General features: G+C 67.3%; 18 protein-coding genes. 10 read left to right on the plus strand and 8 right to left on the minus strand.

The window, feature by feature from the left end; all coding sequences use genetic code 11:
- Nucleotides 1–117: 117 nt before the first annotated feature.
- From CTA01S_RS13630 to CTA01S_RS13650, 5 genes are read right to left on the minus strand one after another with little or no spacing between them, the layout of a single operon-like run.
- Nucleotides 118–4,317, minus strand: a complete 4,200-nt coding sequence (locus CTA01S_RS13630; protein ID WP_084362432.1) for a translocation/assembly module TamB domain-containing protein — start codon at nt 4,315–4,317, stop codon at nt 118–120.
- 3 nt (nt 4,318–4,320) lie between these two features.
- Entirely contained in the window at nt 4,321–6,153 is a 1,833-nt protein-coding gene (locus tag CTA01S_RS13635) for an autotransporter assembly complex protein TamA (protein ID WP_019561592.1), read from the minus strand.
- A complete protein-coding gene (locus CTA01S_RS13640; RefSeq protein WP_019561593.1) occupies nt 6,150–7,334 on the minus strand; it encodes a vWA domain-containing protein in 1,185 nt (394 codons plus the stop codon). Before CTA01S_RS13640 ends, CTA01S_RS13635 begins: the two co-directional genes overlap by 4 nt.
- A gap of 21 nt (nt 7,335–7,355) precedes the next feature.
- Complete coding sequence (locus CTA01S_RS13645) at nt 7,356–7,949, minus strand: GNAT family N-acetyltransferase (protein ID WP_019561594.1); 594 nt, start codon at nt 7,947–7,949, stop codon at nt 7,356–7,358.
- 4 nt (nt 7,950–7,953) lie between these two features.
- A complete protein-coding gene (locus CTA01S_RS13650) occupies nt 7,954–8,796 on the minus strand; it encodes an AAA family ATPase (protein ID WP_019561595.1) in 843 nt (280 codons plus the stop codon).
- 102 nt (nt 8,797–8,898) lie between these two features.
- On the opposite strand from CTA01S_RS13650, the gene CTA01S_RS13655 reads away from it, so the two are divergent.
- On the plus strand, nt 8,899–9,576 hold the full coding sequence (locus tag CTA01S_RS13655) for a c-type cytochrome (protein WP_019561596.1): 678 nt from the start codon (nt 8,899–8,901) through the stop codon (nt 9,574–9,576).
- A 76-nt stretch (nt 9,577–9,652) separates the two neighbouring features.
- Here the strand turns inward: CTA01S_RS13655 and cueR are convergent, their stop codons facing one another.
- Both cueR and CTA01S_RS13665 read right to left on the minus strand, forming a co-directional pair.
- A complete protein-coding gene (cueR, locus tag CTA01S_RS13660; RefSeq protein ID WP_019561597.1) occupies nt 9,653–10,081 on the minus strand; it encodes a Cu(I)-responsive transcriptional regulator in 429 nt (142 codons plus the stop codon).
- Entirely contained in the window at nt 10,078–12,474 is a 2,397-nt protein-coding gene (locus tag CTA01S_RS13665) for a heavy metal translocating P-type ATPase (protein WP_062196333.1), read from the minus strand. The genes cueR and CTA01S_RS13665 overlap by 4 nt, the downstream gene beginning before the upstream one ends.
- Nucleotides 12,475–12,604: 130 nt before the next feature.
- On the opposite strand from CTA01S_RS13665, the gene CTA01S_RS13670 reads away from it, so the two are divergent.
- Complete coding sequence (locus CTA01S_RS13670; protein ID WP_019561599.1) at nt 12,605–12,796, plus strand: heavy-metal-associated domain-containing protein; 192 nt, start codon at nt 12,605–12,607, stop codon at nt 12,794–12,796.
- A gap of 10 nt (nt 12,797–12,806) precedes the next feature.
- Here the strand turns inward: CTA01S_RS13670 and CTA01S_RS13675 are convergent, their stop codons facing one another.
- Complete coding sequence (locus CTA01S_RS13675; RefSeq protein WP_062196336.1) at nt 12,807–13,238, minus strand: DUF1841 family protein; 432 nt, start codon at nt 13,236–13,238, stop codon at nt 12,807–12,809.
- Nucleotides 13,239–13,280: 42 nt separating this feature from the next.
- On the opposite strand from CTA01S_RS13675, the gene CTA01S_RS13680 reads away from it, so the two are divergent.
- From CTA01S_RS13680 to CTA01S_RS13715, 8 genes are all read left to right on the plus strand, one after another.
- Nucleotides 13,281–13,859: a malonic semialdehyde reductase gene (locus CTA01S_RS13680; protein ID WP_019561601.1), complete on the plus strand. Its 579-nt coding sequence runs from the start codon at nt 13,281–13,283 to the stop codon at nt 13,857–13,859.
- A gap of 119 nt (nt 13,860–13,978) precedes the next feature.
- On the plus strand, nt 13,979–14,746 hold the full coding sequence (locus CTA01S_RS13685; RefSeq protein WP_062196339.1) for a sulfite exporter TauE/SafE family protein: 768 nt from the start codon (nt 13,979–13,981) through the stop codon (nt 14,744–14,746).
- Nucleotides 14,747–14,843: 97 nt separating this feature from the next.
- Complete coding sequence (locus CTA01S_RS13690) at nt 14,844–15,461, plus strand: nucleotide-binding protein (RefSeq protein WP_062196341.1); 618 nt, start codon at nt 14,844–14,846, stop codon at nt 15,459–15,461.
- 10 nt (nt 15,462–15,471) lie between these two features.
- Nucleotides 15,472–15,927, plus strand: coding sequence for a MaoC family dehydratase (locus tag CTA01S_RS13695; protein ID WP_019561604.1), 456 nt, complete (start codon nt 15,472–15,474; stop codon nt 15,925–15,927).
- Nucleotides 15,928–16,073: 146 nt separating this feature from the next.
- Nucleotides 16,074–16,814: a response regulator gene (locus CTA01S_RS13700; protein WP_019561605.1), complete on the plus strand. Its 741-nt coding sequence runs from the start codon at nt 16,074–16,076 to the stop codon at nt 16,812–16,814.
- A 30-nt stretch (nt 16,815–16,844) separates the two neighbouring features.
- A complete protein-coding gene (locus tag CTA01S_RS13705; RefSeq protein ID WP_084362433.1) occupies nt 16,845–18,380 on the plus strand; it encodes a B12-binding domain-containing radical SAM protein in 1,536 nt (511 codons plus the stop codon).
- 25 nt (nt 18,381–18,405) lie between these two features.
- Nucleotides 18,406–20,211 (plus strand): ATP-binding protein, encoded by a 1,806-nt coding sequence (locus tag CTA01S_RS13710; protein WP_019561607.1) that lies wholly within the window; start codon nt 18,406–18,408, stop codon nt 20,209–20,211.
- Between the two features lie 12 nt (nt 20,212–20,223).
- Nucleotides 20,224–22,065: an esterase/lipase family protein gene (locus tag CTA01S_RS13715; RefSeq protein WP_062196344.1), complete on the plus strand. Its 1,842-nt coding sequence runs from the start codon at nt 20,224–20,226 to the stop codon at nt 22,063–22,065.

Here is a 22,065-nt window from a genome sequence, read left to right on the forward strand (position 1 = left end):
GCTGGCCCCGCTGTGGGCGCACATTCGCCGCTGCATGACATCGATCGGGGGGTGGGCAGTGAGTGCGCCGTCGAAGCCGTCTTCCAGCGCATCATGTCGCCTCGGGTGGCGCTGGACTCACCAGCGCCAAGTCCAGATGAAGTCCAGCGCGTTTTCTTGGATGCCGGCCTGGGCTCGCACGGTGAAACGCTGCGCGGCACGATAGATGAGTTGCCATGTTCCGCTGGTGGCATTGAGCGAGCGTTCATAGCCGACGTACCAGCGTCGCGACAACTGCTTGCCCACGCTGACGATGGTTTCGGCCACGCCGGCACTGTCTTCTTGGCGCACGGAGAGTTCGTCCAGGCCGATCATGCGGGTGAGGTCCCCGGTGGGGGACTCGCCTTCGCCGGCCACCAGCGCCAACACGGCGCGTTGCAGCAAGGCGGCCTCGGCGCGGGCCAGCTGGCCGCTGCCGCGGCCCAGCACCAGCCAGGACAGCTTGTCGGTGTCGCTCATCTCGGGCTCGGAGAACAGCCGCACGCGAGGGCTCTCGGCCGTGCCGGTGATGGCTACACCGACCCGGATGTCGGTGTTCGGCCGTGTCGCTTCGATGTCCAGGCGTGGGTTGTCCGGTGCACCGACGAAGCTGATCACGCCTTTGTCGATCGTGAGCTTCTGGCCATAGGCGGCATAGGTGCCGTCGGCCGTGCGGATGTCGCCATGCAGCGCAGGGCGCCCGCCCGGAGAGGTCAGGCGCAAGGCGCCAGTGAGCCGTGTGTCCAGACCGCGACCGCGCAGCCGCAGGCGCTCGCCGGCATCCAGCCGCAGATTGAGCGCCACGGCGCGCCGTGGCGCCGTCTGCCGGCGCGGGTCCTCGTCGGCGCGTGGTTCGGTGCGCCGCACCACGACATCATCGGACAGGCTGGGGGCGTCTGCGCGTGAGATGTCGATCAGACCTTCGTCGATACGGAAGTCGCCGTCGGCCTGCAAGCGCTCGGCCTCCAGGACGACTTGCGCACTGCCGCTGAGGACCATGCGGCGGTCCACGCGCGACAGCAGGCTGAATCGTTCGGCTCGCACTTGCAGTTGGGCACGTGGATGCTGGCCCAACTGAGCTTGGCCATGCAGTTGCACTTCGCCCTCGCCGGCGCGGGCGCGCAAGGTTTCGATGCGCGCCGTGTCTCCCTGCATCACCAGGTGCAGTTCGCCGTCGCGCAAGTGGATGCCTTGCAGCAGGTTGCGCACTTGCACGTCGCGCGCGCGCACCTCGCCGGTGAACTGCGGGGCCCCCCAACGACCGCCGACATCGGCGCGCAAGCGCAGCTGTCCGCCCAGCCGCCAACCTGCGGGCACCCAGGCGGCCCAGGCGCCAAGGTTGTCGACGTCGGCTTGCACAAACCCGCGCAGCGTGGCCTCGGGCGAGGGCCAACCATCCTGCGGGCGCGCTTGCACGGTTTGCTCGCCCCAGACTCGGCCGAGCCGGGCGCCGGCCATGGCCTGGGTGAAGCGCCACAGCCCATCACGGGCTTGCAGGCTGAGGCGCAGCTCGGTGAGGTCGAGCCGTTCGACCAGGCCACCGGGTTCTTCCACTTGCAGGTCGCCGCGCACTCGCACGATGTCTACATCGGCCTGGACGCTGGGTGCACTGCGCAGCCGCAAGGAGGCGCCCAGCTCGAGGTCGCCCGTCCAGCCGAATTCGGGTTGGAGGTCGCGCAGCAGCGGGGCGATGGGCAGCGGATCGAGCCGGGCCTGGGCCTGCAGCACGGCGGACTGACCGGCCTGCGCGGCTTGGTATGACACTTCGTCCCAGCGCAAGGTGGCTGCCTGGCGGCCTGCTCGCAAGCGGGCTTGACCGGCGCCCAGGCTGAAGCGAGCGGCTTGCCCGGCTCGATGTTCCCATTGCAGCGGCACGCCGCTGACATCGAGCCATGGGAGCTGCTGCGGATCGACCGGGCCCACCACGAGACGCTGCAATCGCCCTTGCCAGCCCTGGATGGCATCGAAGGCCCCGTCGCGGGGCAGGTCGGCGCTGCCGGAGACCTGCAGTTGCAGTTGCACCGGCTGGGCGTGCGCTGCATGGACGGTCTGCTGGGCGGCGTCGGCCGGGGCGGCCCAGGGCAGGACCAGGTTCGAGCGACCGTCCACACGCAGCCGGTGGTCGTGCAAGGGGCCCTCCAGCTGCAGCGTGACGGTATCGATACGCCGGTCTCGGTGTTGCAGGCCGTCCATGCGCAGCTCGAGTCGCTGGAGCGCCTCGCGGGCCGAAGCGAGGTCCCAATGGCCTTCTGCGCTTTGCAGGAGCCAGTCGTTCCAGCGCAGGGCGCGGCCCTGGAGCTGCCCGTCCAGACGCTGCGGTGCGGCTGCGGCGCCCCAGTGGATGCGGGCATTCAGGCGCAGGGCGCCTGCCAGTCGGACCTCTGGCTGCCAGGCGTGCAGCAGTGGGGCCACGCGGTCCAAGGCCGCAGCATCCAGGTTGAAGGTCAGCGTGTCGTCGGCGTGTGCAGGCCGCTGGCCAGGCAGCTCGCCGTTCCAAGTCAGGCGGTTGGCGTCCACCCGCAGCTGACCTTCGGTGCGTCCCGGCAAGCCTGCACGCTCGGCCTGCCACAGCAGCAGGCCTTGCACCGGCAGATCCGCCCACCGGCTGTCGTCCACCCGCAGTTCGGCCTGGCCGCGCCAGCGCGCCATCCAGGTCAGCAAGGGCTCGCCCGGGTTGCGTGGCGGCAGGGTCAAGCGGGTCTGCGCCTGGCCGGACAGGCGGTGCTCCCCATGGGCGGCCGCCCCGGCGCCGAGGGCTGGCCACCAGGTTCGAGGATCGAGGTCTTGCCAGCGGGCCTGCACACGGGCTTGCACCGCTTGCCCGGGCGGGGTGTCGACTTCGGCTTGCACTTCGGCCCGCGACGAGCCGGCGCGGACCGTCAATTCGCGCACCAGGCTGCGCAACCGGGAGAACTCGCCGTCCAGCGACAGCGCCACGGACTGGCGCATGCCACGTGCATCCGGCAGGCTGCCGTCGAGCCGGGTGCGCACGGCCACGGGCTGACCCGCCCCGCCCGAGCCCAGTTCGAGCGGGCCGCTCAGGCGCAAGGCCGGCAGTCGGCCATCCAGGGCCGCCAGATCGAGCTGCCTCAGCTCCAGACGAGCGCTCCAACCCGACGAGGGCGACCCGCGGCCTTCGCCTCGCAGGCGGCCGGCTTCGCGCATCGCTGGCCCCAGCACGGCTTCGAAGCGCTCCACCACCCAGCCCTCCTGCGGCCGCAGGTCGGGGCTGCGAGCATCCAGCACCAGCTCCCGCAGGGGAAGACGACTGGCATCCCAGCGGTCGGGCCGGGCATTGCGCAGCCGGATCCTCACCGCTGCGTCCACCGTCCCGGGTTGTGGATGGCCGAGCTGTGCGTGCACTTGGCCACTGAGCGCCGTGCGCGGGGCGGCGCTGAACAGGGCGGCCAGGTCCAAGGCTTCGAATCGTGCATCCAAGCGCTCCAGTGGGGCCGGGGCAAACGGTGTGAGCGTCGCCTCGGCCCGCAGGGATTGCTCGGCCGCCGACAGCTCGATGCTGACGGGCAGCTGGGCCAAAGGACCTCGGGCCTCGAGCCGGGCCTGCCAGCGGGCGGCGCTCGTCGGGCCCTCGGGCAGCTCACCGTCGAGGTCCAGCGCGGCATGCAGCTCCAGCGGCGCCAGGGCCCCCAGCTCGGCTTGGCCATGCAGGCGGAGGCGGTCCCAGCGCAAGCTCAGCACGTCGAGGCGGTGCGTGCGGCCCTCCTGGCTGCCCAGCTCCAACTGGGCCGTCAGCTCGCGCATCGGCGGCATCGCCTCACTGAAGGACAGCTCGCCGATGCGCACTGAGCGCAAGCGCAGGTGCAGGGGCGATTTGAGCTCCGAGGGTGGCGGGGCGGCGTCGCCGGTGGGGGCCGCCGGGGGCAGCCTCAGGTGCAGGCGCTCCAGGGCCAGCTGCGTCACTTCCAGGCTCAAGCCTTGCCCCGACGGCTCGGCGCTCCAGCGCAGGCCCTGCCAGGCCAGGCCGTCGATGGTCACGCCATCGTGCGGCCGGCCGGGGCTGGATAGATCCCAGTGCACCCGACGGGCCGAGAAGTCGCCCAGCAGCGGGCCTTGTGGGTCCAGCACCGTCAGTCGCGGCACGGCGCGCAGCAGCCAGGCCGTGCCGGTGGCCGTGGTCAAGGCGGCCACCAGCATCCCGACGATGGCCGCCACGGCCAACAAGGGCAGCACCAGGGCCAGCAGCCATGCCATCCAGCCCGGCCGGCGGCGGCTGGACGCCGGCGCGTCGGGTGGGGGCGCGGTGGGCGCCGCAGAGGCGGTGGGCGGAGTCGGATCCATGGGTCAATACGCGATGCCCACACTCAGATGCAGGCGCCAGCGTTTCGTGGCTTCGCCGTAGGCCGCATCCACTTTGAGCGGGCCCACGGGGCTGCGCCAGCGCAGTCCCAGGCCCCAGCCCAGCTTGGCGTCGAAGGCGGACCAATGATGGGTGGCGTCGCCGGCGTCGACGAAGACGGCCCCCCACCAGGAGCGCAGACGGCCTGCCCCCAGCGGGCGGGCTAGTTCCAGGCTGGCGGTGGCCAGCACGTTACCGCCCACCGTCTCGCCGCCTTCTTGCGGGCCGATCGAGCGAGAGGGATAGCCGCGCACCGAGTCGTCCCCCCCCGCCCGAAACCGCAGGGTGTCGGGCACCTCGACGTTGTTGGGTGTGAACACCTCGCCGCCTTCGATGCGCGCGCTGGCGTACCAGCGGCCCAAAGGCAGATAGCCACTGAGCCGTCCATAGACCCGGCTGAAGGGGCCTTGGCCCGCATCGCTGCGGGCATGGCCGGCGCCAAGTTGGGCCGAAGCCGCGATGCCGCGGGTGGGCAGCAGCACGTCGTCGACATGGCGCCAAATCCATTCGTAGTTGGCCGTCAGCGCGCTGGCGCGTTGGCGCCCGAGGTCGGTGGTGACGATCGCGGTGGTGTACTCCCCGTAATACAAGCGGTCGATGCGCTCGGTGTCCTGGGTGCGGCCGACGCGCAAGCGGTAGCTGTCGGTCGGGGCGCTGCGGTCGCTGCTGAAGCGCTCGCCGGCGAAGGCCAGCAAGTTGCGGTACTGGTCGGCCTTGGGGTGGGAGGTCCATTCGGAACTTAGTGAACGCTGGTCACGCCCCACTTCCAGCTTGTGCTTGGCCACCCAGTTCAGCCCCAAGGGCCGGCGGTGCAGGTGCTCGATCGTCCCGCGCTCTCGCGCCACGTCGCTGTAGCCGATGCCCAGGGTCAAATCTTGCAGCGGCGCCTCGCGCACGGCGATCGTCACGGGCGCGGCCTGCGCGCTGGCCGGATTGGGGTCGACCAGCACCGAGGCCGATTCGAACAGCCCGCTGCGCTGCAGACGCTCTTGCAAATCGAGCACCTGCTTTTCGGTGTAGCGATCCCCTGGGCCGAAGGTGAGCTGGTGACTCACCGCCTCCTCCCGCTGCTTGGACAAGCCCTCGATACGCACCGGGCCGAAGCGAAACAGCGGTCCGCTATCGGCCACGACGAACAGGCGTACCGTGTTGCGCGGCGCATCCACTTCGGCGGCCGTGCCGGCCCAGCTGGCCGCCGGGTAGCCGTCGCGACGCAGCCGGCCCAACAGTTCGGTTTTCTCGGCCGACCATTGGTCTTGCGAAAACGGCCGTCCCTCGCGCAGCCGCCAACCGTCTTGGATCTCCTGCAGCAAGGCCTGGTCACGCGCATGGCCGGCCTCGGCGCGTTCGACGATTTCCCCTTGCACTTCGAGGGTGGTCCGGCTGACGCGCGTGCGCTCGCCTGGGTCCACCTCGATGCGGATCAGGGGCGGTTGGCCTTCCTCGCGGTCGATGCGGATCGTGGGGTTGAAGTACCCCCGCGTCTCCAGCAGTGAGCGCGCCTGCGCCGGCGTGGCGGCGATCAGGCGCCGCACCTCGGCCTCGGTGGCCTCGGCCAATGCAGGATCGGTGCGAAAGCGCGCCAGGTCGAGAAAAGTGCCCAGCAAATCGGCCAGATCGTCCGGGGCCTCGATGCGCAAACGGTACGGTGCCGCGGCGGTGGCTTCTTCGGTGTGGGGGGGCGGCTGGACCTCCTCGGCGGCCTGAGCCGGGGCCGCCGCCATGGCCACACAGGGCAGCAGCGACCACAGGGCAGCGCGGCGCCGAGTCTCGATCATTTGCTCAACAGACGCATGGCTCCTTCCAACCCGGACAGGGTCAGCGGAAACATGCGCTGATTCATGAGCTGCTGGATGATCGCGATCGATTGACGGTAGCCCCAGATCCCCTGGGGCTCCGGATTGATCCAGGCGTACTTGGGAAACGCCTGCGTGAGGCGCTGCAGCCATTGGGCCCCGGGCTCCTCGTTGTTGTACTCCACGCTGCCGCCGGGCTGGAGAATCTCGTAAGGGCTCATCGTGGCATCGCCCACGAAGATGAGCCTGTAGTCCTTGTTGTACTTGCGGATCACATCCCACGTCGGGAACTTCTCACTGAAACGGCGGCGATTGTTCTTCCACAGGAAGTCGTAGACACAGTTGTGGAAGTAATAGAACTCCAGGTGCTTGAACTCAGACTTCGCGGCGCTGAAAAGTTCCTCGACACGGTGGACATGCTCGTCCATCGTGCCGCCCACGTCCATCAGCAGCAACACTTTGACCTGGTTGTGGCGCTCGGGCACCATCTTCAAATCCAGCCAGCCGGCATTGGCGGCGGTGGAACGAATGGTGTCGTCCAAATCGAGCTCGAGCTGCGAGCCTTCCCGGGCGAAGCGGCGCAAGCGCCGCAACGCCACCTTGATGTTGCGCGTGCCCAGCTCCACGCTGTCGTCGTAATCCTTGTATTGGCGCTGGTCCCACACCTTCACCGCACTGCGATGGCGACTGCGGTCTTGGCCGATGCGAATGCCTTGCGGGTTGTACCCATAGGCGCCGTAGGGCGAGGTGCCGCCGGTGCCGATGTAGCGGTTGCCGCCTTCGTGGCGCTCTTTTTGCTGCTCGAAAAGCTCGCGCAGGCGCTTCATCAGCTCGTCCCAGCCGAGTTTTTCGATCAAGGCCTTTTCTTCGGGCGACAGCTCCAGCTCCAGGCGCTTTCGCAGCCACTCCAGCGGAATCTCCTTGGAAAAATCGGCCAGCAGCTCCACGCCTTTGAAGTAGCTGCCGAAGGCCCGGTCGAATTTGTCGAAGTGGGCCTCGTCCTTCACCAAGGTCGTGCGGGCCAGGTAGTAGAACTTGTCCACCGTGGGGCCGCCTTCGTCGTCGATGACACCGCTCTTGATGGCTTCCAGCAGCACCAGGAATTCTTTGATCGACACCGGCAACTTGGCCGCGCGCAGGGTGAAGAAAAAGTCGATCAGCATGAGAGTCTGGCAGATGAGGACTCAGCGGGGCCGGGTCAATTGATACTGCAGATGCGCTTTCACCTCGGGCCACTCTGCGGCGGCAAGGCTGTACATCACCGTATCACGCACGGTACCGTCACGGCGCAGCGCATGATGACGCAGCACACCGTCTTTGCGAGCGCCCAGCCGTTCGATGGCCCGCTGGCTGACGAAGTTGAAATTGTCGGTGCGAAACCCCACGAGCCGCGCGCCCAGCACCTCGAAGGCATGGGTCAATAGCAGCAGCTTGGCGGTGGTGTTGACATGGCTGCGTTGCCAAGACCGGGCATACCAGGTGTAGCCGATCTCCAAGCGTTCCACCGCGGGCACGATGTCATGGTAGCGGGTGCTGCCGATCACGCGGCCGCTGGGCACATCCACCACCGCAAAGGGCAGCATGTGGCCCTGGGCCTGCCCCGTCAGCGCCGCGGCAATGTAGGCATCGAATTCCCCGGGCGCTGGCACCGAGGTCACGCGCAAGGTCCACAGCTGACCGTCGCTGGCCGCGGCCTCCAGCGCGGGCGCATGCTCGGCCCGCAAGGGCTCGAGTCGCACCTGGCCGTGCTGCAGGACGACGGGCTCGGGCTTGTTCATGGCCTCATCGATGGTGGCGCTGCATGAACACGAGTTTCTCGAACAGGCTCAAGTCCTGCTCGTTCTTCAGCAAAGCCCCCACCAGCGGCGGGATGACGACCTTGTCGTCTTCGCTTTGTAGCGCTTGGACCGGAATGTCCTCAGCCACCAGCAGCTTGAGCCAGTCCAACAGCTCCGAGGTGCTGGGTTTCTTCTTCAATCCGGGCAGGTTGCGCACGTCGTAGAAGTTCTTCAGTGCGGCCGCCAGCAATTCCTTTTTCAGTCCGGGGAAGTGCACCTCCACGATGCGTTTCATCGTCTCGGCATCGGGAAACTTGATGTAGTGGAAGAAACAGCGGCGCAGGAAGGCGTCGGGCAGCTCCTTCTCGTTGTTGGACGTGATGAACACCAGCGGGCGGTGCTTGGCGCGGATCATCTGTCGCGTCTCGTACACATAGAACTCCATGCGATCGAGCTCGCGCAGCAGGTCGTTGGGAAATTCGATGTCCGCCTTGTCGATCTCGTCGATCAGCAGCGCCACCGGCTGCTCGGCCTCGAAGGCCTGCCACAGCACGCCCTTGATGATGTAGTTGTGGATGTCTTTGACCCGCTCGTCGCCGAGCTGACTGTCGCGCAGCCGGCTGACCGCGTCGTACTCATACAGCCCCTGTTGGGCCTTGGTGGTCGATTTGATGTGCCACTGCAACAGCGGCATGCCCAGCGCGCGGGCCACTTCCTCGGCCAGCATGGTCTTGCCAGTACCCGGCTCGCCCTTGACCAGCAGCGGGCGCTTCAGGGTGATGGCGGCATTGACCGCCAGTCGCAAGTCGTCGGTGGCGACGTAAGTGTTCGAGCCGTGAAACTTCATGAAAGATGTGCCGGATCAAGCATGGATGGGTGCAAAGGCAGTATAAGCGGGCTGGCTATAATCGTCGGTTGATTCCAAACACCGACGATGCGTCGCGCGCCCATGAAGAAATTCAAATCCACGATGACCGCGCTGGCCGCTGCGGCTGGCTTGAGTGCCTTCTATGCGGGCGCGGCCCTTGCCCAGGACGTCAAGGCCGGTGAAGCCAAGGTCGCCATGTGCATCGGGTGCCACGGCATTCCGGGCTACCAGGCGAGCTTCCCGGAGATCCACAAGGTGCCGATGATCTCCGGCCAGAATGCCAAGTACATCGTCGCGGCATTGAACGCCTACAAAAAGGGCGAGCGCAAGCATCCGACGATGCGCGGCATCGCCGAATCGCTGTCCGAGCAAGACATGGCCGACATCGCCGCCTTCTATGAGCAGCAGGTGCCGCCGGCCAACGTGCCGGATGCCCCGGCCCGGACGCCGCGTGCCGAAGTGGCTGCTTTGCTCGAGAAGGGCGGCTGCGTGGCCTGCCATGGTGCCAATTTCAACAAGCCCATCGATGCTGGCTACCCCAAGATCGCCGGCCAACATGCGGACTATCTGTATGTGGCGCTGAAGTCCTACAAGACCGAGGGCAACCCGATCATTGGCCGCGGCAATGCGATCATGGCCGGCCAGGTCAAGCCCTTCACCGATGCCGAGCTCAAGGCCATGGCCCAGTACATCGCCTCGCTGCCTGGGGATCTGCGTGTGGTGCCGCAATCTCGCTTCCGCATCGGCGCTGCTCGCTGATCGCATCGACTCCGACTCCCCCAGAAGGTAGAGAAGGCCGCTGCCGTGCAGCGGCCTTTTTGTCGTCCAGAAGCCATCAAAAGCGCGTCTTGGGCGTGCCGCCGGCGCCCGTCTCGGTGTGGGCCGCCAGATCGTCCAGGATGGGGCACTGAGGCCGTTCGTCGCCATGGCAGTGGGCGGCCAGGCGCTCCAGGGTCCGCTTCATCGCCTGCATGGATTCGATGCGACGCTCCAGCGCGGCTGCATGGGCCAGCGCGATGCGTTTGACCTCGCTGCTGGGGCGCTGCTCGTTGCGCCACAGCTGCAGCAATTTGCGGATTTCTTCGATGCCAAAGCCCAGGTCGCGGCAGCGGCGGATGAAGCGCAGGGTGTGTATGGCCGTCTCGTCGTATTGCCGGTAGCCCGCGGCGGTGCGAGCGATCGGGGGCAACAACCCCAGGCTTTCGTAGTGGCGGATCATTTTGGCGCTCACGCCCGAGGCCCGTGCGGCCTGACCGATGTTCATGAGCTCCTCCCGGCCGTCGGTGTCCAACGCTTCAGCCACAAGGCATTGCCGATCACGCTCACACTGGAGAAGGCCATCGCCGCACCGGCGAGCACCGGGCTGAGCAGGCCGAAGGCCGCCAGTGGCAGGCCCACCACGTTGTAGATGAACGCCCAGAACAAGTTCTGGCGGATTTTGCGTGTGGTGCGGCGTGACACCTCCAGGGCATCGGCCACCAGGCGCGGGTCGCCACGCATCAACGTGATGCTGGCCGCATGCATGGCCACGTCGGTGCCGGTGCCCATGGCCACACCGACGTCGGCAGCGGCCAGTGCGGGCGCGTCGTTCAGGCCGTCGCCGACCATGGCCACCCGTCGTTGCCGACCCTGTGCGTCCGGTGCTTTGAGTTCGGCGATGACGCGGGCCTTGTCCTGCGGGAGCACTTCGGCGCGGACCTCCGAGATGCCCAACGCCGCTGCGGCGGCCAGCACGCTGCCCCGGTTGTCGCCGCTGACCAGCACGGTTCGGATGCCCTGGGCATGCAGCCGGGCGATGGCGTCGCGGGCTTGGGGCTTGAGGGCATCGCCAAAGGCCAGCAGGCCCAACAAGCGCGGCGTTGGTGCGGTTTCGGCCAACCAAGACACGGTGCGGCCCTGGGCTTGGAGTGCCTGGGCCGGGCCGGCCATGGGGGCGAGGTCCAGTCCCAGCTCCTGCAGCCCGCGGGCATTGGCCAACACGAGATCGCGCCCGTCCACCCGACCGGTCACACCCCGCCCGGGCAGGGCTCGCACGTCTTGTGCGGGCGTGTAGACCACGGCGCGGCGGGCCGCGGCCTGCAGCACCGCACGGGCCAGCGGGTGCTCGCTACCGGACTGCAGTGCGGCGGCCCAGGCGAGCAAGGCATTGTCGGCGATGCCCGCGGCGGGTTGCATCGACACGAGCGTCGGTTGCCCCATGGTGAGCGTGCCGGTTTTGTCGAAGGCGACGGTGTCCACCGCATGCGCCACTTCCAGGGCCTGTGCGTCTTTGATCAGGATGCCATGGCGCGCCGCGATGCCCATGCCCACCATCAGTGCGGCCGGCGTGGCCAAGCCCAGCGCACAGGGACAGGCGATCACCAGCACCGACACCGCATGGATCGTGGCGGTGGACCAGTCGCCCGTGGTCAGGCCCCAGGCCAGCACGGTGACGAGGGCCAGGCCGACGACCACGGGCACGAAGACCGCACTGACCTGGTCGACCAGGCGTTGGATCGGCGCCTTGCGGGCCTGGGCCGATTCCACCAGCCGCACGATGCGTGCCAGAGCGGTTTCGGTGCCCACGGCCCGGGTGCGCAACACCAAGTGTCCCTCGGCATTGATCGAGCCGCCGGTCACGCGATCGCCTGGCCCCTTGCTCACGGGCAGGCTTTCGCCGGTCAGCAGGGATTCGTCCACATGGCTGTGGCCCTCGAGCACGTCGCCATCGACGGGGACACGTTCGCCGGGCTGCACCAGCACGATGTCGCCGACCACCACCTCGCTCAGGGGCAGCTCCAGCTCTTGCGCGCCGCGGCGCACGCGCGCGGTTTCGGGGGCCAGGGCCTGCAGGGCGCGGATGGCTTCGGTGGTTTGGCGCTTGGCACGGGCTTCCAGCCATTTGCCCAGCAGCACCAAGGTGATGACCACGGCGGAGGACTCGAAGTACAGCGCGGGCATGCCGCTGTCATCGGTGATCAGGCGGTACACACTGAGTCCATAGGCCGCGCTGGTGCCCAAGGCGACCAGCAGATCCATGTTGCCGGTGCCAGCGCGCAGGGCCTGCCAGCCGGCGCGGTAAAAGCGTGCCCCCAGCCAGAACTGCACCGGCGTGGCCAGGGCCCATTGCAGCCAGCCCTGCAACATCCAATGTCGTCCAAACAGGTCGCCCAGCATCGGTATGGCCAGCGGCAGCGACAGGATGGCGGCCAGCACCACCGCCTGGGCCTCGCCGAGGCCGTGCCTTGGGGAATCCGCCGGTGCCGGGGCTGCCTGCGGCAGGTGAGCGAGGTAGCCGGCTTGACGCACGGCGCTGAGCAAGGCCGCATCACTGACGCCGCGCAAGGCCGTGACGGTGGCGGTTTCGGTGGCCGGATTGACATGGGCCTGGATCACTCCGGGCACGCGCTCGAGCGCTTTTTCGACCCGGTTCACGCAGCTCGCGCAGCTCATGCCTTCGATGCGCAACCGACGTTCGTGCCGGGGCACCTCGTAGCCGGCGGCTTGCACCGTGCTCACCAGCTCGGGCAGTGGGCACTGACCCTGCACGGTGGCCGATTCGGTGGCCAGATTGACTTCGGCGCTTTGCACTCCGGGCAGGCGTCGCAACGCGCGTTCGACACGCCCGACGCAGGAGGCGCAGGTCATGCCTTCGATCGGCAGGGTGTAGGTGCTCATGGATTGCGCAGGAGACATCGGCGCTCAGGATAAACCTTCCCCTGATGTCAAGGTCAAGCCACCGATTTGACCTTTCCACCATGGCAAGGTCTAGAGTACGTCCATGTCCAATGACCAACGAGGCCCCGCCATGATCGAACTGACCCTCAAAGACATGACCTGCGGTCACTGCGTGCGCACCGTCACGCAGACCCTACAGAAGCTGGACCCGCAGGCGCGCGTGGACATCGACTTGCCGAGCCAGCGTGTCAGGATCGAGACCCAGCAGCCGCTGGAGGTGGTGCGTCAGGCGCTGGCCGAGGAGGGCTATCCGGCCAGTTGAAGGCGAAGGCTCAGCGCGTGGCGCGCCGGCTCACGCAGTCGATGTAGGCCTCCCCATCGGGGGGCAGGCCGCTGCGCTGAGAGGTCCACAGCATCTGGCCCAGGCATTCCATCACCTCGTGATGGGCTTCATGCAAGGAGCCCAAGCGACGTGCGAGCAAGTCCGTGGCCTGGCGGATGCCGCGCGGCTGGTCCACGCTGGTCTGCTCGCTGATGGACAAATGCATCGCCAGGTGCAAGAAGGGGTTGGTGCGCCCGTCCTCGACGCGGAAGCTGGCGGCCACCGCCGCTTCGGCATCGGCCAGGTCGCCGTGGTATTCCGGGTGCTGGCTGATCCAGTCCGCCGCCAGGGCTTCCATCGGCGATAGCGGCTCACCGGCGCGTTCCTTGCGGTAGGTTTCGCAAAAGAATCGCCGCACGTCGTGTTGGGTCGGGGCAAACATATGACAATTCTGCTCCTTTGCTGCTGAACGGGAAAGGACACCATGCAGATCACCACCGAACAGCTGTTCGATCACGCGCGCACGCACAACGCGTGGCTGGATCGGCCCGTCCCCGAAGACACGTTGCGCCAGCTCTACGACATGATGAAGTTTGGCCCCACCTCGGCCAATTGCAGCCCGCTGCGCATCCAGTTCGTCATCAGCCCGCAGGCCAAGGCGCGTTTGGTGCCGCTGATGGATGCCGGCAACCAAGCCAAGACGGCCCAGGCTCCGGTGACGGCCATCCTGGGCATGGATTTGGCGTTCTACGAGCACTTGGGCGAGCTGTTCCCCCACAATCCAGGCGCGCGCAGTTGGTTCGAGGGCCAACCCGCCAAGATCGAGGCCACGGCCTTTCGCAACTCCAGCTTGCAAGGGGGCTATTTCATCTTGGCCGCCCGTGCCCTGGGCTTGGACTGCGGGCCGATGAGTGGCTTCGATGCGGCCAAGGTGGACGCCGAGTTCTGGGCCGGCACCCAGGTCAAGACCAATTTCATCTGCAATCTGGGCTACGGAGATGCCCGTCAGCTCTTTCCACGCAGCCCGCGCTTGAGTTTCGAGCAGGCGTGCCGCATCGTCTGAGCGGCCTCGCGGCGGGGGTGGGCTTGGTCGGCCAGCGCATGAGGTCGTGTGGTCTGGGCGCGGCTTGGCGACGGCGCGCTGGCCCGCCTCGCCTGATGGGCTCGTGCTGAAAGGCCCCCATGGATGCTGAGTGGCTGGCCTGGCTCATCGACGACCCCTGGTTCTATGCGGCGGCCATTCCGGCCGTGCTGCTGATGGGGTTGTCCAAGAGCGGTTTCGGTTCGGGCTTCGGGTCGCTGGCCGTGCCGATCATGGCCTTGAGCGTGCCAGTGCCGCAGGCGGCGGCCATCATGCTGCCGCTGTTGGCCGTGATGGATCTGCTGGGTGTCACGGCCTACCGGCGCCATGTCGATTGGGCCCTCATTCGCCAACTGTTGCCGGCGGGCTTGGCCGGCACGGTCTTGGGCACGCTGTCCTTCGGCATTTTGCCGGCGGCCTGGGTGGCGGCGGTGGTGGGCGCGCTCACCTTGCTCTTCCTGGCCCAGCGTTTGTTTTTTCCGCCACGCGCCGATGCCCCGCCACCGCGGCCAGGGTGGGGGCGGCTGCTGGCCATGGCCTCGGGCTTCACCAGTTTCGTGGCCCATGCCGGCGGGCCGCCGATCAACGCCTACGTGCTGCCGCTGCGGCTGTCGCCGGTGGTGTTCTCGGCCACGATGGCGGTGTTCTTCGCAGCGGTCAATGCCTCGAAGTGGATCCCTTATGCCTGGCTGGGCCTGATCGATGGCCGCAACATGGTCACGGCCCTGGCCTTGTTGCCGTTTGCGCCCTTGGGGGTGTGGCTGGGCGTGCGCCTGGTGCACCGGGTGCGGCAGGACTGGTTCTACCGGCTGGTCTATGCCGGCATGTTCCTCACCGGCTGCAAGCTGCTGTGGGACGGCCTGCGCTGAATCGGCCCGGCTGGCAAGGGCCTCGGCCTCTGTTGCATGTGTGCAACGGAGGGGCGGGCTAACATTGCCGCCTACCAATCCGAACACGGAGGGCACGATGCGGGTGATCGTGGTGGCCAATCCGAAGGGCGGCGTGGGCAAGTCCACGATCGCAACCAATCTGGCGGGGTACATTGCATCGCAGGGACACCGGGTGATGCTCGGCGATGTCGACCGCCAGCAGTCCGCCCGCACGTGGCTGGGCTTGAGGCCCGAGACGGCCCGCCCCATCGCTGGATGGGACGTGGCCCATGATCACATCGTGCGCCCGCCCAAGGGCACCACCCACGTGGTGCTGGACACCCCGGCCGGGTTGCATGGTCGGCGCTTCGACGAGGTGATGAAGCTGGCCGACCAGGTGCTGGTGCCGCTGCAGCCGAGCATCTTCGACATCTATGCGACCCGCGCATTTCTCGACCAGGTGCTGGCGCATCGCAAGTCCAGCCAGGTCAAGGTGGGCGTGGTCGGCACGCGGGTGCGCGAGCACACCATCGCAGCAGACCAGCTCAAAGCCTTCGTGGCGCAGCTCGAAGTGCCGGTGCTGGGCTACTTGCGCGACACCCAGATCTACATCCACCTGGCCGCGCGCGGTCTGACGCTGTGGGACGTGGCCCCGGGTCGGGTCGAGCGCGACCTGCAGCAATGGGCGCCCATCGTTCAATGGTTGCAATTGTGAGTGAGTCCGCATGAGAGTCTTCGACACCCTGGAAGAGCTGCGCCCGCTGGTGGGCCAGTCCATCGGCACCAGCGACTGGATCACCATCGATCAGGAACGGATCAACCGTTTTGCCGACGCCACCGGCGACCATCAATGGATCCATGTGGACCCCGAGCGCGCCGCTGCGGGTCCATTTGGCACCACCATCGCCCATGGCTTCCTCACGCTGAGTCTGTTGCCGCTGTTTTTTGCCACCGGCTTCGAGGTGCGCCAGGTGCGCATGGGAGTGAACTACGGGCTCAACAAGGTGCGTTTTCCCGCGCCGGTGCCCGTGGGCAGCCGGTTGCGGGCGCACTTCAAGCTGTTGGCCTTCGAGCCCCTGGACCAGGGAGGGGCGCAGCTGACGGTGGAAGCCACGGTCGAACGCGAAGGCTCGGCCAAGCCGGTGTGCGTGGCCGAGTCGATCAGCCGGCGCTATCCCTGAGCCGATCGCCATCGGCAGGCTCCACACCCCCCTTTGGGGGGAGCGTCGCGCGGCGAGTGTCCACTAGCATTGCGCCCTGTCACGGATCGATAATGAGCATGGCCGCGGCCAGGGGGCGGCTCACGGGTCTTTGTGAGGGGTATGGGATGCGAGTACTGCTGGTCGACGACCATCCGCTGATTTTGTCGGCGCTGCAAACCGTCATTCAGAGCCTGGGTGACGATGTCGAGGTGCAGGGCGTGGGCAGTGGCCGCGCCGCCCGCGAGGCCTTGAAGCGTGATGCCAATTTCGACTTGGTCATGCTCGATTTGGCCTTGGGCGATGCCAGCGGCTTCGATCTGCTGGCCGAGTTCCGCCAAGCGTATCCGGCCCTGCCCGTGGTGGTGGTGTCGGCCTCCGATCGGGCCTCCGACGTGATTCGTGCCATCGATCTGGGCGCCATGGGCTTCGTGCCCAAGCGGGCGTCGAATGACACCTTGTTCGAGGCGCTGCGGGTGGTGATGTCCGGCGGCATCTATGTGCCGCCGATGACCCTGGGGCGCCATTCCGAAGCCGCCTCTGCGCCGGTTGGCGGCGACACCGAGCCAGACCGCTATCTGCGCACGGTCAGCAGCGTGGCCGAACAGAGCGGGTATCAGAACGTGCCCTCACCAGCGACGCTCGGACTGACGCCGCGCCAAGCCGAGGTGCTGGCGCTGTTGCTCAAGGGCCAGCCCAACAAGCTGATTGCTCGCGAGCTGGGCTTGTCCGTCGAAACCGTGAAAGACCATGTGGCTGCGGTGCTGCGTGCGCTGGGCGTGAGTTCGCGCACCCAGGCCGTGCTGGCCATCAGCCAGATGAGCCAGCAGCATGGGGCCTTTCCGGCCTGGCGCGCGTCGCAGCACTGAACGCACCCCTGTATCGGGCAGGTGCGTTCCATGCGGGTGGCCATCATCTCCGTCTTCACGGACTATCACCGCAAGGGCCGTCATCATCGCGGGGGCTTGCAGCCTCAAATCGGCCCATTGATCGCTGGTCTGCTGCCCGACTGGTGCGACGTGGAGATCGTCAACGACACCTGGGACGATCCGGACTGGTCCAAGACCTATGACCTCGTGTTCCTGTCTTGCGTGCATGCCGACTGGGACCGGGCGCGTCAGATCAGCCATTACTTTCGGCGCCGTGGGGCCCGCACCGTGCTGGGCGGCAGCATGGCAGGCACCTACCCGCACCTGTGCGCGCCCTATTTCGATGCCGTGGTGATCGGCGACCCGGAAGACACCGTGCCGCGCGTGGTCGAAGATGCCCGTGCCAACCGGCTGCAGCCGGTGTATCGCTCGGCCGGCTATTTCCCGGATCGGGTGCCGGTGCCGCGCATCGCCCCGGTGGCGCACAAGCAGGTGTTCCCGCTGTCGGTGGAGGCGACCCGCGGTTGCCCCTATGCCTGCGACTTCTGCGCCCTCACCGCGGTGGGCACCCGTCATGCGCTGCGCCCGGTGCACACCGTGGTGCGCGACATCCTGGCCGGCCAGGCGGCGCTGCGCCAGGCCGGCGTGGCAGGCTGGAAGCAGCGGCTCATCGTGTTCTACGACAACAACCTGGCCGGCCATCTGCGGTGGTTTCGTGAGCTGTGTGTGGCGCTGCGGCCGCTGGACGTGTTGTGGGGGGCGTGCCTGACCTTCAATGTCATCGCCAACCGCGAGCTGCTCAAGCTGATGTACGACTGCGGATGCCGCGCGGTGTTCGTGGGATTGGAAACCTTCAATCCGGACACCCTGGCCGACATCTCCAAGCCGCAGAACAACATTGGCAAGATGGCGCAGGCCATCGCCCAAAGCCGGGACGAAGGCATTCTGGTGATTGCCGGACTCATCGTCAGTCCCTTGCATGACGATGTGGCCTATCTCCGCTCGCTTCCGGATCACCTCGATGCCTGTGGTTTGCACGTGCCGAGTTTCGTGTCCTTCGAGACGCCGATTCCCGGCACGCCGTTCTTCGATCGGATGGCCGCCAGCGCCGAGCCTCGGTTCCTGCCCCATGCCAACCTGTATGACTTCAGTGCCTACACGCTGGTGCTGCGGCCGCACAAGGCGCCCTTGGAAGCGTTTTTGACGGCTTACCAAGACACCATGCGGCGCATTTATGCGCCGTGGCGGCGTGTGGCCAAGCTGGCCGACGATCTGCCCCGCCTGTTGCGGCGCGGTTCGTGGACCGCGGCGGCCCTCGATGTGGCGGACATGTGCGTGACGCGCTTCGACCCCGTGCCAGGCCGCAGCTTCATGGCCGGCACCGACACCTTGCCGCCGGAGACGGTGCCCTTTGCGGCCGACGATTTCGACTCCGAAGCCCAACGACTGGACATTTGCAGCCCCACGCTCGTGACTGACGAGCACGGGCATGTGCTGCCGTGGTGGCGTCGGCACGACAAGGTGTTTCATCCGCAACCCCTTCGCAAGATGGCAGTGACGGCCTGACATGAATCCGAATTCGAACCTGTCCATGTCTCGTACCTCTGATCAGCCCCGCGGGGTGCACGACCCCGAACTGCCCGATCACGTGCGCAACCTCTACACCTACACCTCATCGAGCCTGGTGGGCAACCTGATCGGCGCCATCGTGATCGTGTTGCTGTACACGGGTTTGGCCGCGCCGGAGCTGCTCATCCTGTGGTGCATGGTGTTTGCCGCGGTGTGGATCTATCGGGCCTCGATCGCGGCCCGATTCCGGTCGGTGCAGTTGCGCGCGGACACCGACTTTCCCCATTGGCGGCGTTTGTGGTTGGTGGGCGTGCTGGCCTCGGGGGCGCTGTGGGGCCTGGCGGCATGGCTGTTTTATGGCGCAGGCGGCAGCATCCAGCAGATCGGACTGATCATCACCGTCTACAGCTATTGCGTGGCCTCGGTGCCGGTGCTGGCCGATCAGCAAAGGGCCTTTCTGACGTTCCTGGGGCTGTGCTTCTTGCCCACCATCGCACGCATCGCTGCGGAGAACACGCTGTACAGCTATGAGCTGGCCGGTGTGTTGTTGCTGGCCATGGGCATGACGGCCTTGCTGGGGCGCAACTACCGCCAGGCCATGGACCGCGTGATCGAACTCAAGCTGCGCACCGAGCAACTGCTGGAGCAGCTGCGTCAGGAGAAGGCTGCCGCCGAGGCGGCGCGCCAGGAAGCCGAAGTGGCCAATCGGGCCAAGACGCAATTCTTCGCGGCGGCCAGCCATGATCTGCGCCAGCCGCTGCATGCACTGGGGCTGTTTGCCGAGGCGCTGCGCAACAAGAGCCGCGACGAGGAGGTGATCCAGCTCGTCAACAGCATCAACAGTTCGGTCGATGCGCTGGAAGGACTGTTTTCCGAGCTGTTGGACATCACCAAGATCGACACCGGGGCGGTGGAGGTGGTGCCCCAACACTTCCGGCTGCAGGATCTCTTTGCCCGTCTGCGCTTGCATTACGAGCCCACGGCCTTCGAAAAGGGGCTGGCCTTGCGCTTCCGTGGCGGGCATCGCGTGGCTTACGCCGACCCGGTGCTGGTGGAGCGCATCGTCCGCAACCTGCTGTCCAACGCCATTCGCTACACCGAAGACGGCGGTGTGTTGGTGGCTTGCCGTCAGCGCGGCGAGCGGTTGTGGGTGCAGGTGTGGGACAGCGGGGTGGGCATTCCCGAGTCGGAACAGCCCCGCATCTTCGAGGAGTTCTACCAGGTGCCGGGCGAGCGACCGACGGCCGCCCACGATCGCAAGGGTCTGGGCCTGGGCTTGGCGATCGTCAAGCGCCTGGCCCAGTTGATGAACGCCCCCTTGAGTCTGCGCTCGCAGCCTGGGCGAGGCACGGTCTTCACGCTGGAGCTGCCGCTGGGCAAGGCCCAGCAGCGCATGGCCGAGCCTGTGGCCGCCTCGGCCCCGCTCGGTCTGACGCTCGAACGCAAGCTGATTGCCGTGGTGGAGGACGAGCCGGCGGTGCGCGACGGTCTGGAGGTGCTGCTCAAAGGCTGGGGGGCCACGGTGGCAGTGTTCGACACGGTGGCCGCCTGCCGGCAATGGGCCGAGCATGCGAAAGCGCAAGGTCAAAAGCCCGACCTGGCCATCGTGGACTACCGCATCGATCATCAGTCCACCGGCATCGATGCCATCCAGGCTCTGCGGGAGCATTTCGGTGCCGAGCTGCCGGCCATCGTCGTGACTGGCAGCACCACGGCCGGGCTGGAGGAGTTGGCGCATCAGCATGCCTTCCATCTCTTGATCAAGCCCGTGGTGCCGAACAAGCTGCGCGCGATGATCGCTTTCAAGCTCGGCGTGCGCGGGCGTTGAGTCGGGCTGGCCATGGCCTGCGCAGTGGACCTGGAATTCGAGCTCGACGGCGATGTCTGGCCGCAGGGGCCAAGCGGCCTGCATGCCAAGGCGGGGCGGCGTCCGATCGTCCAACGCGTCGAAGGGCGGCTGAATGCGCGCGAGCTGCTCGATCGCTTCCGCGCGGTGCGTGACCAATGGTATTCGCCGCAGCTGGCGCGCTTCGTCGAAGGCATCGAACGCCAATTGGAGCACGAGCTGCGCATGAGCCAGGACGGCGAGCGTCTGGCCGCCAGTGGGCCGGCGCCAGCGAGCCCGGGCGCCCCTTCTCCTGCGCCGCAGGCCGCTGCACTCACGCAACGCCTGCACCTGTGGCATCCGGACGTTTGGTGGATGGCGCCGCTGGTGCGGCGTCAGGACACCCCGTTGAACATGCGCCTGCCGCTGGCCGACAACGCCCAAGCCTTGGTTCAGGAGCTGGCCGAGCAGCTGCCGGCGGCTTGGCGGCGTCGGCGTGTGACCGTGCAGTTCGAGGTGGAGACGCATGTCTACTGGGGCGGCTGCGGCCTGCGCGATCCCGACGGGGACGGCCCTGAAATCTGGTCCCCGTGCAGTTTCCGTGGTGATGGCGTGGGGGCGTCCGAGGACATCTTGCAGTTCAAGCGCGGCAAGGTGAGGTGGCTGGTGCCGGTCGAGGAGGCCGCTGCCGTGCGGGTGCGGCGCACGCTGCGCCCGGGCGTGGGCTTGCTGGTGGCCGTGCCGATCATCAGCTTCGAACGGCAAGAAGGATCGATCGGCTGGTGTCTGCGCCTGGCCCAGCGCCTTTTGCGTCGGCTGGGCTGGAAGCGGCCCTGGGTGGACCGCGACCCGACCTTCGAGCGGCGCTTGCGCTCCGACGAGGCGTACTGGGCACAGGCCTTGGGCATGCCGCTTCCCACCGAGGCCGAACTGGCGCAGGCCGTGAAGACGGGCGCTCGCTTGGCGCCGGCCTCGCGTCCGGCCACGGCGCATCGGCCACCGGCCCAAGCGGGTGTGACGATGGCGCACGTGGTGTTGCTGCATGGGGGATTGACGTCTGCACGCAGCAGCTGGGCGGCGTGGTTGCCCGAAGATCCCTCCGCAGCCTCGGCCGGTCTGTGGCGGGGGCTGCCCATGCTCGACGGGCACTGTGTCTGGCGCTTCGAGCACGACACTTTTTTGCGCGTGGCGCGCAATGTCGATCAGCTCGTCGATGCGTTGGAGCGGCAGGTGCTCGGCGCCGCCGAACGCGGCACCTTGGTGTTGCTGGCGCATTCGCGCGGCGGCAATGTGGCCCGGTTCGCCTTGCCGCGCCTGCGCCAACGCTGGCCGCAATGGACCATTTGCGCCTTGACGGCCGGCAGTCCGCATCTGGGGACGATGGTGTTTCGCCAGATCGGGCGCCGTTGGGCCGGACTGAGCGTGCTGCTGGGGGTGTTTCGCGACGTGGCTTCCGACGTGCTCGATGTGCGCCAAAACACCGATTTGCTGATCCTGGAGCGGGCCTTGGCCTATGACATTCCCCCGGGCTTCAAGGACGTGGAGCCCAGCGGGGTGGCCCGCATGGCCAAAGACCAGTCCTGGCCGGAAGGCTTGATCGCTTGGGGCTCGCAGTGGGCACCCGAGCGGGGGCTGCCGTTGGACGGTCGCTTCTGGCACCGCCTCGTGGAGGACCTGGGGGGGTTGGAGGCCGATGGAGATGGCATCGTGCCCCTGCATTCGTCCGCACCGCAAGGGCTGCCCGAGGTCTACGATGCCTCACCGGTGTTCCACACCGGCTATTTCGCGCACCCGCCGACCGTGGCGCAGATCCGTGCGGCGCTGCAGCGGGCTTTGTCCGTTGCCGGCGGCGGCTGA

Source organism: Caldimonas taiwanensis NBRC 104434 (assembly GCF_001592165.1).
Lineage (GTDB): Bacteria > Pseudomonadota > Gammaproteobacteria > Burkholderiales > Burkholderiaceae_C > Caldimonas > Caldimonas manganoxidans.